A 15,172-nucleotide genomic window follows, 5' to 3' on the forward strand; every position below is an offset into this window, starting at 1 on the left:
GAGAGGAGTTTATTGTTTTAATTTAGAAAGAAGTACGGCGATAATCACGGTATTGTGGTAGCCAGAAATTAGCCTGTAAACGGCGGTGCATATTCTCGTTAGTCACCGGTAATGCTAGGTTATCTTCTATTGCTTGTAGCGCAACGGCACAGGCAATTTTCTCACTGATTTTTTGAATTGCTTTTAATGGTGGTAATAAAGCGCCAGGTGCTTTTTCATATTCCATTGAAGCGTCAGCTAATGCTTGGCTTGCTACCATTAACATATTGTCACTAATACCTGTAGCACGTGCAGCTAATACACCTAAGCCAATCCCTGGGAAAATGTAACTGTTGTTACATTGTGACACTTCAAAAGACTGTTCGTTGTACACAGTGTTCGGGAAAGGGCTACCTGTTGCAATAATTGCTTTGCCTTTACTCCAGTTAGTGATCTCTTGTGGTGTCGCTTCAACGCGAGACGTTGGGTTAGAGAGCGGTAATACAATTGGGTTTTCAGTATTTTCACACAGGGCTTCTACCACACTCTGCGTAAATAGGCCTTTCTGACCACTTACACCAAATAATACAGTGATTTTAGCTTGTTTCACGACCTGCTCTAGACCTAGTTTCTGACTCTTATCCCAGTTTTCAATATCAGTTTCTTTTTGGACAAGTGGCACTTGGAAAGGTTGTAGCTCAGTCATGTTATCTGTTAATAAACCATAACGGTCAACCATAAATACTTGTTTACGTGCTTGCTCTTCAGTTAAACCTTCACGCTGCATTTGACGGATAATATGCTCTGCGATACCACAACCAGCCGAACCAGCACCTAAAAAGGCGATATTTTGTTCGCTTAGCTTTTGCCCTTTATTCAAACAAGCAGCGATTAATGTGCCTACTGATACAGCTGCCGTTCCTTGAATATCATCATTGAAACAACATAGTTGATCGCGATATTTGTTTAATAGTGGTGTTGCATTGGTTTGTGCAAAATCTTCAAATTGTAATAATACTTCTGGCCAACGACGTTTCACGGCTTGAATAAATAGGTCAACAAATTCGTTGTACTCTTCACCATTGATACGTGGGTTACGCCACCCCATGTACATTGGATCTTCAAGTAATTGTGTATTATTAGTACCTACATCTAATAAAATAGGTAAACAGTGAGCAGGGCTGATACCACCGCAAGCTGTGTATAATGCTAATTTACCAATAGGGATGCCCATACCACCGATCCCTTGGTCGCCTAATCCTAAAATGCGCTCACCATCAGTTACTACAATGACTTTTACATTTTGCTTAGTTGCATTTTGTAGCATGTCATCAATTTTATGACGCTCAGGGTAAGAGATAAATAAACCACGTTTGCGGCGGTAGATTTTAGAAAACTTTTCACAAGCTTGACCTACTGTTGGGGTGTAAATCAATGGCATCACTTCTTCGATATGTTGCTCGATTAGGTGATGAAATAACGTTTCATTAGTATCTTGAATATTACGTAAGTAAATATGTTTATCTAAATCACTAGAGAAAGATGATAACTGTTGATAAGCACGTAAAGATTGCTCTTCAATGGTTTCAATGGTGTGTGGTAATAACCCGGTTAAATTAAAGTTATCACGTTCTTCAGATGAGAAAGCGCTTCCTTTATTCAGTAGCGGTGCTTCTAGCAGAGCTGGACCAGCAAAGGGGATATATAAAGGACGTTTATTTGGCATAATAAATTCTTCTCAGTAGACAAAAGCGTAAGGCGAAATGCTATTTAAGTGCATTATGTGAAAGTTGTGTGGATCTTATAAAAATATTGTTACTTGATCATTAAATAACTTCATTTTTTGTTAGATTAATGCAAGTTTATCTTTTTTGAAGTGATCTTTTAAATAATCTATCAATAATCTTAACTTTTTCGAGTCTGCTCCGCCTGGTGGGAACACCGCATAGACATCAATATCATTTAATTGATAATCAGCGAGTACTTGCACTAAGCTCCCTTGTTTTAATTTTGGCTGGGCGTCATAGAGAGGGATACGACCAATACCATGCCCGCCTTCTACAAAGGCAGTTCGTGCCGCAGCATTATTAGTACTTATTTTCCCGGTTAACTTTACTGTATAGGATCTTTTACCTTTTTTTAGGGTAACAGAGTGTCCTGCTAATTGATAAATAACCCATTGATGGGACGCTAATTGTGCTGGTGTGCTAGGCTGACCGTATTTGGTCAAATAATCAGGAGAAGCATATAAATGCGTAGTTAGGCTAGATAGCTTGGTTGCCTGCAACCCTGAATCTGTTAATGCAGCACCTCGAATAGCAATATCAAAGCCTTCTCTAATAATATTAACCACTTCATCACTTAGGTTGACTTCTAATTGTATGCTTGGGTAGTGCTGAGCAAAAGCATTTAAGGCAGGCACAATCGCATGTAAACCGACACTCATAGGACAACTAATTTTGATGAGTCCTGTTGGGTTTTCTTTTAAGTTTTCGATCTGTTGATTGGCTGCTAATGCGGCGTCAACAATCACTTTACAACGTTGATAATATTGTTCACCAGCCTCTGTTAAGGCGATACTTCGCGTTGAACGATTAAGTAATTTTATGCCTAATTGTGTTTCTAGTTTTTTAAGGTGATAACTCACCACAGCACGTGATAGCTTTAAATGCTTAGCCGCTGCGCTAAAGTTGCCTTGCTCAATCACTTGGGCAAACACAACCATACTTTTTAACTGTTCAAATGAGAGTTCCATAAACCTACGACGCGAATAATGACATGTAATAAGCTCTATTGTATCAATTTTTAATACAATGATGTTGATAAAGTATGCATTGTTCAGTTTTGGTGTGAGTCTATAATGAATTCAATCGCTACCGATATCGATCACTTAATCAGTATTACTAGCAATTAAATACATTTAAAATGAGGTTATTATCATGAGCAAGAAAATTTTAATGGTTATCACATCGCATGATCAACTAGGCGACACAGGCAAAAAAACTGGTTTCTGGATTGAAGAATTTGCAGCACCTTATTACGTATTTAAAGATGCTGGTTTAGACATTACATTAGCATCGCCTTTAGGTGGTCAACCACCGATTGACCCATCAAGCGAATTAGATGATTTTGTTACAGATGCCACTAAACGTTTCGATAAAGATCAAGAAACAAAACAACACTTAGCTAATACAGTGGCGCTGTCTTCAGTTAATCAAGCTGATTTTGATGCAGTATTCTATCCTGGTGGTCACGGACCTTTATGGGATTTAGCTACAGATGCTAATTCAATTGCCTTAATTGAGTCGTTCTTAGGTGCAAATAAACCTGTCGGTGCAGTATGCCATGCAAGTGCTGTATTATTAGATGTAAAAGACAGTGCAGGTGAGTTTGCAGTTAAAGGCAAAGCGATTGCAGGTTTCACAAACACTGAAGAAGAAGCTGTTCAACTAACTGATATTGTGCCTTTCTTAGTAGAAGATGAACTCATTAAACGTGGTGCAGATTACCAAAAAGCCGATGATTGGAGTGCTTTTGCCGTGCAAGATGGTTTAATTATCTCTGGTCAAAACCCTGCTAGTTCAGAGCTGGTGGCTGAAAAATTATTAGCACAACTAGACGCTTAATCTATCGCTACACTTGTTGACCGCAATGAATGTTATTCATTGCGGTTTTTAAGGATAAATCAATTATCGCTACTGACAGTTACACTTAACTCACCACTACCATCATCACAGACAAAGAAGTTAATAGGCTGACAACAGACTTGGCAATCTTCTATATATTCTTGGTCAGTATCAGAAGGGTCTAATAAGATCACTATACTCTCACCGCAATAAGGACAGTAGATATTTTCTTCTTGAAGGAATGCCATCTTGTGTTTCTCCTCTGAATACTTATTTCATTTAATAATAATGTAACTTATCTTTTTGTTTTAATATCAAGTTGCTTTTATAGTAATACCAATCTAATTGATTAATGGATCTGTTTTATTTATTACATTAAGTCGTTTTTGTAACGAAAATTTAGGGGACTTATTTAATCTAATGGAATGAGTATAGTGACTGACGAATCATGAATACTTCAATGAACCTTAATAAGGAAAAGTAGGCGATGAATATTGCGATATACATATATGACAATGCAGAGGTGCTTGATTTCTCTGGACCATTTGAAGTGTTGAGCACTGCGAAACGATTGGCTAATAAAGATTGGGATATTTTTTTAGTTTCTGAAATGTCGAATCTGGTGCAAGCGCGGGGTGGTTTCCCTGTGAAAGCGCATTATTCATTTGTAGATCACCCAAGTATTGATCTACTTATTGTAGTTGGCGGTGTACATACTGAAGAAATGCAAAAGACGAAGGTCATCAACTGGATTACCGATGTGGCAGCTCAATCATCAAAGGTATTATCTGTTTGTACTGGCGCATTTTTGTTAGCAGAAGCGGGTTTATTAGATGGTTTGAAAGTAACAACGCATTGGGAAGATATTGAAGACTTAAGAAAGACTTATCCTTTATTACAGGTGATCAGTGGTCAACGTTGGGTCGCGCAAGATAAATATATCACTTCGGGAGGGATATCCGCTGGTATTGATATGAGTTTACAGTTAGTGTCTGAATTGGATTCTTTGTCTTTAGCTGAAAAGACTGCTAAGCAAATGGAATACCACTGGCAAAAAACACCACTTAATACTTAGTAGTATTTGATATTAAAAAGGCCTACAGATGGATATTGTAAATTATCTACCCGAACTATTGTCTGTCACTGTGATTGCTATTTTTATGGCAATCAGTCCTGGTGCTGACTTTGTGATGATCACTCGTAATAGTCTATTTCATGGCAGGCAAAGTGGCCTTTATTCTGCACTGGGCATAGGGTTAGCGATCTGGATACATGTTGCTTACTCTATTGCAGGCTTGGCCATAATCATCTCTAAATCTATTCTGTTATTTTCATTAATAAAATATCTTGGTGCGGCTTATCTCATCTATATTGGTTATAAAACCTTGACTGCTAAAAGTAAACTCAATGACATGCAACAAACGGATAGCGAGCCATTATCTAACTTTGCTGCGTTAAAGTTAGGTTTTATTACTAATGCTTTAAATCCGAAAACTACTTTGTTCTTCTTAAGCTTATTTACACAGGTGGTCAACCCCTCTACGCCTGTATCGATACAAATACTATATGGGCTGATTATTTGTTTGGCACATATTGCTTGGTTTTCAATGGTCTCTATGTTTTTTAGCCACCCTGCATTAGTGAGTAAATTTAATATTCACAAACAAAAAATAGAAAAGGTTGTAGGTAGTGTATTAATTGGTTTTGGTATAAAGGTTGCTGTAACAACTAACAACTAACAACTAACAACTAACAACTAACAACTAACAACTAACAACTAACAACTAACAACTAACAACTAACAACAAGCAAAGTCGAAAAACATTGATAAGCGGATAGTAGTCTACCCAAGCATGTTTAAGGGCTATTACTGGGATACCCATAGATATTGTTTTTCTATTATGCATTTATGCATTCTTTTCATATCTAATTTTTAACAAAAACAGGAAATTTACCTTTGTTTTCTTGATCAATTTGACAAACAATATAAACCAAAATAAATAATGTTTGCTTCCAATAATAGCATTGTATTGTTACCAACTCTTACTATTCTGTTTCATTCTTGTTGTTAGTCAAATACCTTAATCTTTGCTTCTTTATTAACATAATGATCATATAACAAGCTTAACCTTTTAGGTTTTCTCGAATATGTAATCATCTAAGAGCCTTTCTTAATATTCTGATTTTAAATGAAAAAACAGTTATTTTTCTTAATATCTCTACTAAGTTACCTTGCTTTTATATGGTTATTTTAAAGTGAATTTTTTGTTAAAGTATATTTACTTAGCCTGCTAACTAATGTTAAGGTGCGCGTTTTTGGTTAGCCTGCTAACTATTATTTGGAGGCCTTAATGGATAAACAAGTACCTTTTCATGAAACGCTCAACTTAACCTTGATCGGTAATATGGGGCGGGTAAACCGTTTATGCCGTGAAGCTGTGACTCATGCGGTTGAACCCTTAGGCCTGACACAATCGCGTTGGACGACTTTGATGCATATAAAAATGTTATCGGAAGGTGTGACGCAGTTAGAGATTGCGCATAGTTTATCTATCGAAATGCCATCTTTGACTCGAACATTAAAACAGTTGGAAGAACAGTCATTAATTATTCGACGTATCGATGAGCAAGATAAACGCAGCAAAAAGATTTATTTTACTGAACAAGGACGGGAAATATTAAGCACTCTGCAAGCGGAAATCGATGAAATAACACAAAAAATTTATAGTGGGTTAAATCTGCAACAGCTTGATGCAATGGCCCATACTTTAATTAAACTAGAGCAAAATGCACAAACATGTATTAAACAGCAAATGCAAAAGAAAGGCTAAGAAATGACACCAGAAGAAAAATTTACACATTACGTTAGATATTCAGTGATTGGGTTTATCTGCGTGTTTATCTATTACTTGATTGCTGATGTGTTTTTACCTGTAACGCCACAGGCGCGTGTATATCATTCAGTGGTACAAATCTCTCCACAGATTAGTGGCAGAATTGTCAATGTAGCTGTTAATGATAACCAAACAGTCAAAGCAGGGGATCTGCTGTTTGAGATTGATCCTGGGCCTTATCAGTTAGCATTACAACAAGCACAATTAACATTGGCAGATGCACGCCTTCAGAACAAACGTTTTGATAGCAATATAAAAGCAATACAGGCTCAAATTGCTGCATCTAAGGCTACGCTTCATGAGAAAAAGTTATTAAAAGAGAGAGGCGAAAAGCTATTTAAACAGAAAACAGTTTCTCAGCAAGATTTAGAAAGTCTGCTTGCTAATTATGAAGTTAGTAAGGCCAATCAAGCTGCCTTAGAGGCACAGTTATCAGAAGCAATATTAGCTCGTGGTGATAAAGGGGAAGATAACCTAGCGATTCGTCATGCTGTTAACCAAGTGTCACAGGCAGAACTTAATTTATCTTACACCAAAGTAAGGGCGTTAAGTGATGGGGTAGTAACTAACTTACAATTATTAGATGGCTCCTATGCCACAGCAGGGAAACCATTATTAGCAGTGGTCTCTAAAAAAGCAGATTTAGTGGCAGATTTCAGAGAAAAATCGTTGATGAATATGCATAAAGATAGCTTAGCAAGAGTGGTGTTTGATAGTCGCCCTGGTGAAGTTTATCAAGCTAAAATAAGCAGTTTTGAAGCAGGTGTGAGCAGTGGTCAATTAAGTGCAAATGGTTTATTGAGCACAACAGAAACTAGTACGCGTTGGGTGCGAGATGCACAGCGTCAGCGCCTTCATTTTACTGTGCTCGGTGATACTCAATTTCTCTCCTTAATGCCAAGTGGAGCACGTGCAACGGTGCAATTATTACCTGATAACATTATTGGACAATGGTTTGGGGCGTTGCAAATTCGCTTGATTAGTTGGTTGCATTACATCTATTAAGGGAGGCGTTATGACACAAATAACTAAAGCAAAGCCACCAGAATTGGATGAAAATGGGTTACGTCAAGCATTAAGGGTTGCTGGTGGTTGTACTCTTGGCTTTACTATTTGTAAGTTACTGGAATGGCCCTACGGTATCTTTTTTACGGTTTACCCAATGTTGATACTAGGTTTGGTCCCGACCATAAGTAAAAGTGTAATCGGGCAGTTTTTTGGCTCAGCTTTATACTGTGCTTTTGTTGTATTAGTATTGCAGGGCTACTTTTCTCATTTACCTGTAGTCATGACCGGACTCACTTTTTTAAGTTTTTGTGTATTGTTTTTTGTAATGAGCAATGGCCGCGCTTTTTTATTTGGTGCCTTAGGCGTAGTTAGCCTGTCGATTCAATTACATTATTCTAGCTATATTGATCAAACAAGCAGCATATATCCATTAATTGTCAGCAATATAACTGCAATTACATTAACAGTAATGATTGGATTGTTAATGCATTTCATTTTTCCTGATGTAAGTCCTCGTACCGCGAGGAGTTTACCGAGTAAAAGCAAAGAGAGTATTCGTCACGAAGTATTGTTATGTGCAAGTGTGGCAACATTATCATTTGTTGCTTTCCAAGTGATTGATTTAAATGATTCTATTTCTGCGCAAGCGTCAACGGTTTTAATTCTGTTTTCTCTGTGTTGGAAAGCGGTTGGCACCGCAAGTTGGCGTAGAGCACTAGGGACTTTTATTGGTTGTAATATCGCCTTAGTATCACAATTACTTTTATATAATCACGCTGATGTTTTATTATTTTCTGTTTTTATATTATGGTTGTTGTCTTTTATCTTTGCTCGTTTTCATATTTTAGGAGGCGGGGCACCAGGCATAGGCTTTGGTGTGTTAACGACTTTTGGTATTTTATTTGGTCAGTATCTAGGGCCAGACAAGACATTTTTTTATAGCACTCTATATCGTTTCAGCTCTGTTTCAGTGGCTATCGTTGTGAGTTTAAGTGCTGTTTATATTATGCATCTTATCTTGAATCGTTTTAGCGTTACACGCCACCACACCTATCTATAATTTCAGGGACAGATCATGAGTATTAATTTATTTTTTATCATGGCGACAGTGTTGAACTATATTGAGTACAAACCATGAAAAACATTATCATTATTCTCATCTTTCTTGCTTTTGGCTTATACCAATGGATAAGCAATAAGAGTAAAAATAATACCAATGTAGTGCAGAAAAAAGAGACACCTGCACTGTCCATCAAGCGTGATGTAAGTGAAGATATTCAAGCTGCTTACCAAGCTAAAAAGCGCGAAATACAAGTAACAGGAAGCGGTGTTGTTGTTAAGTTATTAAAAGATGACAACCAAGGATCTCGTCATCAAAAGTTCATTCTACGACTAACCTCTGGCCAAACTATTTTATTTGCTCATAATATCGATTTAGCACCGCGTATTAATAATATTGCTCGTGGTGACCGTATTGAGTTTTATGGACAATATGAATGGAATGCGCAAGGAGGCGTTGTGCATTGGACACATAAAGATCCGAAAGGTAAACATCTAGCAGGTTGGTTAAAGCATAAAGGTGAAATATATCAGTAAAGATCGCGGTGTTTACCTTATTAGTTCTCAGGTAAAATAGTCTTTAATGTTATTTTAGGAGGCAAAATGTCGAGTATTTCTGGTAGCTGTTTATGCGGGAAAGTTTATTTTGAAAGTGAAAATGACTTTAATGATTTTCATTTATGTCATTGTGTTCAATGTCAAAAAGTAACTGGTTCAGCACATGCTGCAAATATTTTTACTCAACCTAACAATATTAAATGGCTTAGTGGCGAAAGCTTAGTTAAGCGCTTTGATGTGCCTGGTCGAGCAATCTCAACAGCTTTTTGTGGGGAATGTGGCGCCCCAGTACCTTACCTTTCCCGTAATCAAAAGGATTTAATCATTCCCGTTGGTTGTCTTAATGGTGTCCCTAACATTTCTCCACAGGACAATATTTTTTGCTCAGAAAAGGCCGCCTGGTATGATCAAGGTATTATTGCTAAGTCTTTCGATAAATTTCCTGACTAAATATCCTCAGTTCTGGATAAGCAAAATGATACGACACCATTCTTTTTACGGGTTTTTGCGTTAAATGATTTCTCAATAATCCGTCATTACTTCAATGATTTACCTTGAACTAGGCAAAACTAACGGCGCCGTATCGTCATAAAATATAATATTGTGATTTTAAATATAATTCCGCTTCCATTAACCAGAATCTAGGTTAAATAAGCTGCATTTTAGCGGCTTTTATACCCGCTGTTTTCCTACAATAAATACTAATACTGTAGTCAATTTTCCTTAGCTGGAAATTTCAATTAAATAGAAATGATAACTATTATTAAATGGTTGAGTTTTTCTTTTTTATTGTTGATAATGATTCTTATTACTTTTATTGTTGATTAAGTGAGGGCGCCATGCAAAGCTGGGAAAATTTAACCAAAAGAGCTAATAAAGCTTATTCAAGCAATGAATTCTCTGATGCAGTTATTTTGAATCAACAAGCGCTAAACACCTTAGAAACCATTTTTCATGACAATTTTCCGCTTGATGCGGAATCTTATATTTCAGCTGCTGCCGTCAGTTTTTTGAATCTTGCTGATGCCTATAGCGCATTGGAAAACCTATTATTAGCAAACAGCCAATATGAGAACGGTATTAACTTTCTACAGGCGGTGTTGACACGCGCCGATGTTGATGGCCGACATTATTGTTTAGTCATGCATGCCATCACCCGAATTCGTTGTGAATGGGAGATGTTTAATGAAAAACAAGCTAAGCAATCACCTGACGATGAACCACAATCATTCAGTACATTTATTGGTTATGGGACTTATTCTAAAAAAGTCATCCACCATTAACTCTCTGCCTCTATAGAGGTCTTTTATGTTTACCAGAAAGGAAGTAAAGATGAAAAAAATATTAAAAAGCTCAACGGTGTTAAGTGCACTAATGGCGGTTAGCCAAGTTGCACAAGCTCACCCGGGACATGACCATTCTCATTGGGCGAGTAATTCCATTCATTTATTAACAGTATTTGCTGTTGCTGCAGTGGCTGTTGTTGGCATTGTGTATAAAAAAAATCGTGATAAAAACAGCGCAAAAAAAGGAGAGCAAGTATGATTCATCGTCTTATTAAATCGATCGATACAGCAGTTAACTTTAAAACAGTAAAAGCACACTGTGATATTCCATGTAAGATTTATGACCCATCTACAGCGCAGCTTGCTGCATTAAGCTGTGTACGTTTGATGGATTTAATCAAAGAAGTAGAGGATAAAGGTACGTTAGGTGTTACAGATTACGCACAAGTCGCACGTCTAGTTACTGAGAAAGAGTCTGCAAGTACTGAAGTGAAAGAAGCAGTACGTATCATTTGGGGGGATTACTTTAAAGCACCACAGTTTGAGCAACTACCTAATGCCCACCAATTGACTCATAGTATTATGCTACAAGCTTCGAAATGTAAGCAAAGTATTGCGCGACAAGAAGGTGAGAAACTTGTTGAATTAGTTAATGAATTTGCTGCTGCATTTTGGCTGACAAAAGGTGTGAAAACTTACACAGCTGCTTGTCCTTACCCACCAGCACTGGATGTTGTTTACCCTGATCTTAAGGCCTAAACGTGTTTATTTTAATTAAGTTAGGTTGATAATGCTAAGCGTGGTTAAGATACAAGGTATGAGCATGGCTCCTCGACTTAAGGATGGAGACTATGTGGTAATTAATCGTTTCTATCCTCGGATAAAAGTCGGTCACCTTGTGGTTGTTAACCACGCCACTTATCACCATATGATTAAACGAGTGCAAAAAATCAATAGCAATGGGTCGCTGTGGTTAACTGGTGAGAATGAAACCAGTGTTCAACCTGAAGTAATGGGGTGGATTCCGGAGGCTCGTATTTTGGGTAAAGTTATTTTTTGTATTCGTGCTAAATCGGCATCGTGAGTTATTGTTTTTTATTCTTTTAATATAGTGCTTTATTTAAATCATAAAAGCCTATTCCATTTTCAATAAACTCTTTTTCATACATCTATTTAGTAGTACTATTATGTTCATCAAAATTAAGTCAATAAAAATATTTTTTTAGTGTTGAGTGTGGATCATATTCACGAATCATTTGCGATCTAAGTGTAATAAATTTCATCTTTAGATTGCTCATAGAAATGTAATCAATCACAATGCACGCCTGTTGGCTCTAAGGTAATAATGGGTCATAGTATGCTTCGACTCAAACGTCGACTTTCTCTACTTAACTATAAATGGATGACATAGTGAAAAAGAAATTAACAACGTTATTAATATCAGGGACTTTGATGGCAACACCTACGTTGGCTGCTTCTGCTCAAGAAAAACTAACGGTTTATACTTACAGCTCTTTTGCTTCTGAATGGGGGCCTGGGCCTAAAATTGAAGCCTCTTTTGAAAAGTTTTGTAACTGTGACCTGGAGTTTATTGCCTTAGATGATGGTGTCACAATCCTCAATCGTTTGCGCTTAGAAGGTAAAAGTAGCGAAGCAGATATTTTATTAGGGTTAGACGATAGTTTAATGGCTACCGCTAAAAAAAGTAATTTACTGGCTAAGCATAATATTGACTTGGGACGAGTGAATGTAGAAGACGGCTGGAAAGATGATACGTTTGTGCCTTTCGATTATGGCTATTTTGCCTTTATTTACAACAGTGAAAAATTAAAAAATCCTCCTAAAAGCATGAAAGAGTTAGTGGAAGAACGCGATGATCTTAAAATTATTTATCAAGATCCACGTACTTCAACGCCTGGATTGGGTTTTATGCTGTGGCTGAAGACTATTTATGGTGAAAAAGCACCAGAGGCTTGGAAAAAGCTAGCTGCTAAAACGGTAACCGTGACAAAAGGCTGGTCTGAGTCATACAGCATGTTTTTAAAAGGTGAAGCTGATATGGTGCTGTCTTATACCACATCACCTGCGTACCATATTATTGCTGAAGGTAAGCAACAATATGTAGCTGCTAGTTTTAGTGAAGGTCATTATCGTCAAGTGGAAGTCGCTGCCATTGTGAAAAATACAAAACACAAAAAATTGGCGACAACTTTTATGAGTTTTATGTTGAGTGATGCCTTCCAATCTGAAATTGCAACAGGAAACTGGATGTACCCTGTCACTAACGTACTTTTACCTACTGAGTTCGAGCAGTTAACATTGCCAGTTAAAATGTTAACTTGCGATAGTGAGCAAGTAGATAAATATCGTAAAGCATGGACAAGAGAGTGGTTAACGTCTTTAACCGAATAAGCGGTTAGCTAAGGTCATCGAGTGATACTGAAACAGATTAAAAAGGTTCAAATACCTGGGTTGTTACTCTCTTTTGGCATTTTTTTGTTTGTGTCGATGGCCGTCGGTACTTTATTAACACATTCATCTGACCTAGATCTCGCTATGATCTGGTCAGATAGCTATTACAGGCACATCACTAAATTTAGCTTTTATCAGGCATTTCTATCTACTCTGTTAAGCGTAGTGTTAGCGATACCCATAAGTCATACTCTCTCAAGACGAACATTTTTGGGGAAAAACTTTTTACTGAAGCTACTAGCGACAACTTTAGTGTTACCTGTGCTTGTTGCTGTATTTGGTATTCTTGCCATTTACGGCAACAGCGGTTTATTAGCCAACGTGTTTGCGTATTTTGAAATAAACCTACCTTTTTCTATCTTTGGTTTGAATGGTATTTTATTAGCACATGTTTTCTTTAATTTACCCTTTGCCTGTCGTCTCTTCTTACAAGGCTTAAACTCTATCCCCGAGAAACAACATCAACTGGCTAGTCATTTAGGCTTAAAACATTGGAATAAATTTCGCTTAGTCGAGTGGCCTTACATTGCAGGGCAAATTCCCCATGCCGCCGGTTTAATCTTTATGCTTTGTTTTACCAGCTTTGCGACGGTTATGACACTCGGTGGCGGGCCTAAATCAACCACTATCGAGTTGGCTATCTATCAAGCGATAAAATTTGATTTTGATTTACAAGCAGGAGCTTTATTGGCGCTATGGCAAATCTGTTTATGTGCGATATTAGCGATATTTATTCAAAAGATTTCTCGCTCTGCATTATTGAGTACCAACTTTCAAGGCACAACCAATACGTTTCCTCATGATACTTTTTTATCTAAGTGCTGGGATATGTTTTGGATTGTATTTATTGCACTATTAGTTGTCCCCCCTTTAGCCATGGTACTTATCTCAGGTATTAACCCCAAAATTTGGGGCGTCATTGCAGATCTAGGGTTTTGGCTTGCCTTAAAGAATTCAATTATGATTGCTATTTTTGCTGGTTTGATTGCAGTTGTTTTTGCTTTTTTTATTCTTTTAGCAAGTCGTCAATGGCGTTTAGTTGGGCTGAATAACCGAGCAGATAAAATAGAGATGTTAGCCACTATTATCTTGGTGACTCCGGGGCTAGTGATTAGTACTGGTTTGTTTTTACTGTTACGCGAATTCTCTAGCTTTTCTTCCCTGTCTTTGTATATTGTTATTGCTGTGAACGCATTGATGGCTTTGCCTTTCACGCTTAAAAGTTTAGCGGTCCCTATGTTACAAAATGCTCAGAAGTACGAACTTTTATGCCGTAGCTTAGGTATTTTTTCGTTGTACCGTATTTACTGGGTGGAATGGAAATCACTAAAACGTCCCATCTTGCAGGCTATGTCTTTGAGCTTTGTATTATCTATCGGCGATTTAAGTGCGATTGCGTTATTTGGTAGTCATTCTTTCAGTACATTGCCCTTGTATTTATTTCAGCTTCTGGGGAGTTATCAGTTAGACTCTGCTGCTGTCGTTTCATTGGTTTTATTAATATTAAGTGTGGGGACCTTTATAGTGATTGAAAGTCTATTTAAAGAGGCAACACCCCAGACAAAAAGAGCAAAGCATGATTGAGTTTTCACAAGTCTATTATCACTATCAGCAACAAAACTTTACGTTTGATCTGAATATTAAAGAGGCCAGCATCGTCGCTATTTTAGGGCCCAGTGGTGCAGGTAAAAGTACTTTACTCAATTTATTAACTGGCTTCATTGATCCTGTTAAAGGGGATATAGCGATTAATGGAAAATCAATATTACAGCGTGCTCCGCATCAGCGACCATTGTCTATTCTATTCCAAAATAATAACCTGTTTAGTCACTTATCAGCCTACGATAATATTGGTTTAGGGCTACACCCAGGGTTAAAACTCAATGAACAACATCAGAAACGTTTGCAAACTGCTGCGCTACAGGTCGGAGTTGAGGATTTATTAGAACGTTTTCCTGCGCAGTTATCCGGTGGAGAGCAGCAGCGTGTAGCGCTTGCTCGCTGTTTTGCTCAACATAAACCTATTTTATTATTGGATGAACCTTTTTCGGCATTAGATCCCATTTTACGTGTGTCAATGTTAGAGCATGTAAAATCGTTAGCCGAATCTGAAGGTGTCACTATATTAATGGTGACACATCATATTGATGATGCACGAGCTATTGCATCGGACTTTATTTTTGTAGATCAAGGCAAAGCATTAAACGTTGAAAAGATAGCAAACTTAAATACCAGCCATCAAAACATCAGTCTTGCTAGCTTTTTGAGTGCAGAGGTCAATCAATAAATC

18 protein-coding genes are annotated in these 15,172 nt (G+C 37.4%); 15 read left to right on the plus strand and 3 right to left on the minus strand.

Annotated features, from left to right (window positions below; genetic code table 11):
* Positions 1-22: 22 nt before the first annotated feature.
* A complete protein-coding gene (locus AC0L3W_RS16940) occupies positions 23-1,708 on the minus strand; it encodes an NAD-dependent malic enzyme (protein ID WP_290039119.1) in 1,686 nt (561 codons plus the stop codon).
* A 117-nt stretch (positions 1,709-1,825) separates the two neighbouring features.
* Positions 1,826-2,734, minus strand: a complete 909-nt coding sequence (locus AC0L3W_RS16945) for a LysR family transcriptional regulator (RefSeq protein ID WP_290039056.1) — start codon at positions 2,732-2,734, stop codon at positions 1,826-1,828.
* Positions 2,735-2,918: 184 nt separating this feature from the next.
* On the opposite strand from AC0L3W_RS16945, the gene AC0L3W_RS16950 reads away from it, so the two are divergent.
* Complete coding sequence (locus AC0L3W_RS16950) at positions 2,919-3,605, plus strand: type 1 glutamine amidotransferase domain-containing protein (protein WP_409439999.1); 687 nt, start codon at positions 2,919-2,921, stop codon at positions 3,603-3,605.
* Between the two features lie 59 nt (positions 3,606-3,664).
* Here AC0L3W_RS16950 and AC0L3W_RS16955 read toward each other — a convergent pair whose 3' ends face one another.
* Positions 3,665-3,853, minus strand: a complete 189-nt coding sequence (locus tag AC0L3W_RS16955; protein ID WP_409439998.1) for a CPXCG motif-containing cysteine-rich protein — start codon at positions 3,851-3,853, stop codon at positions 3,665-3,667.
* A 239-nt stretch (positions 3,854-4,092) separates the two neighbouring features.
* Between AC0L3W_RS16955 and AC0L3W_RS16960 the strand changes: the two genes are divergently transcribed.
* From AC0L3W_RS16960 to thiQ, 14 genes are all read left to right on the plus strand, one after another.
* A complete protein-coding gene (locus AC0L3W_RS16960) occupies positions 4,093-4,680 on the plus strand; it encodes a DJ-1/PfpI family protein (protein ID WP_290039059.1) in 588 nt (195 codons plus the stop codon).
* A gap of 28 nt (positions 4,681-4,708) precedes the next feature.
* Positions 4,709-5,344 carry a LysE family translocator gene (locus AC0L3W_RS16965; RefSeq protein WP_290039060.1) on the plus strand — a complete coding sequence of 212 codons (636 nt, stop codon included), beginning with the start codon at positions 4,709-4,711 and terminating at the stop codon, positions 5,342-5,344.
* Between the two features lie 612 nt (positions 5,345-5,956).
* Positions 5,957-6,436, plus strand: a complete 480-nt coding sequence (locus AC0L3W_RS16970; RefSeq protein ID WP_290039061.1) for a MarR family transcriptional regulator — start codon at positions 5,957-5,959, stop codon at positions 6,434-6,436.
* Positions 6,437-6,439: 3 nt separating this feature from the next.
* Complete coding sequence (locus AC0L3W_RS16975) at positions 6,440-7,504, plus strand: HlyD family secretion protein (RefSeq protein WP_290039062.1); 1,065 nt, start codon at positions 6,440-6,442, stop codon at positions 7,502-7,504.
* A 10-nt stretch (positions 7,505-7,514) separates the two neighbouring features.
* A complete protein-coding gene (locus AC0L3W_RS16980; protein ID WP_409439997.1) occupies positions 7,515-8,567 on the plus strand; it encodes a DUF2955 domain-containing protein in 1,053 nt (350 codons plus the stop codon).
* 74 nt (positions 8,568-8,641) lie between these two features.
* Positions 8,642-9,103, plus strand: coding sequence for a DUF3465 domain-containing protein (locus AC0L3W_RS16985; RefSeq protein ID WP_290039064.1), 462 nt, complete (start codon positions 8,642-8,644; stop codon positions 9,101-9,103).
* Between the two features lie 66 nt (positions 9,104-9,169).
* The gene (locus tag AC0L3W_RS16990) at positions 9,170-9,574 is read left to right on the plus strand and encodes a GFA family protein (RefSeq protein ID WP_409439996.1); all 405 of its coding nucleotides are present in this window, start codon (positions 9,170-9,172) and stop codon (positions 9,572-9,574) included.
* A 389-nt stretch (positions 9,575-9,963) separates the two neighbouring features.
* The gene (locus AC0L3W_RS16995) at positions 9,964-10,407 is read left to right on the plus strand and encodes a hypothetical protein (protein ID WP_290039066.1); all 444 of its coding nucleotides are present in this window, start codon (positions 9,964-9,966) and stop codon (positions 10,405-10,407) included.
* Between the two features lie 49 nt (positions 10,408-10,456).
* The gene (locus tag AC0L3W_RS17000; protein ID WP_290039067.1) at positions 10,457-10,669 is read left to right on the plus strand and encodes a hypothetical protein; all 213 of its coding nucleotides are present in this window, start codon (positions 10,457-10,459) and stop codon (positions 10,667-10,669) included.
* On the plus strand, positions 10,666-11,169 hold the full coding sequence (gene sodN, locus AC0L3W_RS17005; RefSeq protein WP_409439995.1) for a superoxide dismutase, Ni: 504 nt from the start codon (positions 10,666-10,668) through the stop codon (positions 11,167-11,169). Before AC0L3W_RS17000 ends, sodN begins: the two co-directional genes overlap by 4 nt.
* 31 nt (positions 11,170-11,200) lie before the next feature.
* A complete protein-coding gene (locus AC0L3W_RS17010; RefSeq protein ID WP_290039069.1) occupies positions 11,201-11,494 on the plus strand; it encodes a S24/S26 family peptidase in 294 nt (97 codons plus the stop codon).
* Positions 11,495-11,820: 326 nt separating this feature from the next.
* A complete protein-coding gene (gene thiB, locus AC0L3W_RS17015) occupies positions 11,821-12,822 on the plus strand; it encodes a thiamine ABC transporter substrate binding subunit (RefSeq protein ID WP_409439993.1) in 1,002 nt (333 codons plus the stop codon).
* A gap of 21 nt (positions 12,823-12,843) precedes the next feature.
* The gene (gene thiP / locus AC0L3W_RS17020; RefSeq protein WP_409439992.1) at positions 12,844-14,466 is read left to right on the plus strand and encodes a thiamine/thiamine pyrophosphate ABC transporter permease; all 1,623 of its coding nucleotides are present in this window, start codon (positions 12,844-12,846) and stop codon (positions 14,464-14,466) included.
* Positions 14,459-15,169 carry a thiamine ABC transporter ATP-binding protein gene (gene thiQ, locus AC0L3W_RS17025; protein ID WP_409439991.1) on the plus strand — a complete coding sequence of 237 codons (711 nt, stop codon included), beginning with the start codon at positions 14,459-14,461 and terminating at the stop codon, positions 15,167-15,169. Before thiP ends, thiQ begins: the two co-directional genes overlap by 8 nt.
* Positions 15,170-15,172: the final 3 nt, after the last annotated feature.

The sequence above is a fragment of the Psychromonas sp. KJ10-5 genome (genome assembly GCF_055808325.1).

Coding starts and splice junctions, on each gene's coding strand:
- AC0L3W_RS16945 (WP_290039056.1), bottom strand. CDS start 2,734: ATGGAACTCTCATTTGAACAGTTAAAAAGTATGGTTGTGTTTGCCCAA.
- AC0L3W_RS16950 (WP_409439999.1), top strand. CDS start 2,919: ATGAGCAAGAAAATTTTAATGGTTATCACATCGCATGATCAACTAGGC.
- AC0L3W_RS16955 (WP_409439998.1), bottom strand. CDS start 3,853: ATGGCATTCCTTCAAGAAGAAAATATCTACTGTCCTTATTGCGGTGAG.
- AC0L3W_RS16960 (WP_290039059.1), top strand. CDS start 4,093: ATGAATATTGCGATATACATATATGACAATGCAGAGGTGCTTGATTTC.
- AC0L3W_RS16965 (WP_290039060.1), top strand. CDS start 4,709: ATGGATATTGTAAATTATCTACCCGAACTATTGTCTGTCACTGTGATT.
- AC0L3W_RS16970 (WP_290039061.1), top strand. CDS start 5,957: ATGGATAAACAAGTACCTTTTCATGAAACGCTCAACTTAACCTTGATC.
- AC0L3W_RS16975 (WP_290039062.1), top strand. CDS start 6,440: ATGACACCAGAAGAAAAATTTACACATTACGTTAGATATTCAGTGATT.
- AC0L3W_RS16980 (WP_409439997.1), top strand. CDS start 7,515: ATGACACAAATAACTAAAGCAAAGCCACCAGAATTGGATGAAAATGGG.
- AC0L3W_RS16985 (WP_290039064.1), top strand. CDS start 8,642: ATGAAAAACATTATCATTATTCTCATCTTTCTTGCTTTTGGCTTATAC.
- AC0L3W_RS16990 (WP_409439996.1), top strand. CDS start 9,170: ATGTCGAGTATTTCTGGTAGCTGTTTATGCGGGAAAGTTTATTTTGAA.
- AC0L3W_RS16995 (WP_290039066.1), top strand. CDS start 9,964: ATGCAAAGCTGGGAAAATTTAACCAAAAGAGCTAATAAAGCTTATTCA.
- AC0L3W_RS17000 (WP_290039067.1), top strand. CDS start 10,457: ATGAAAAAAATATTAAAAAGCTCAACGGTGTTAAGTGCACTAATGGCG.
- sodN (WP_409439995.1), top strand. CDS start 10,666: ATGATTCATCGTCTTATTAAATCGATCGATACAGCAGTTAACTTTAAA.
- AC0L3W_RS17010 (WP_290039069.1), top strand. CDS start 11,201: ATGCTAAGCGTGGTTAAGATACAAGGTATGAGCATGGCTCCTCGACTT.
- thiQ (WP_409439991.1), top strand. CDS start 14,459: ATGATTGAGTTTTCACAAGTCTATTATCACTATCAGCAACAAAACTTT.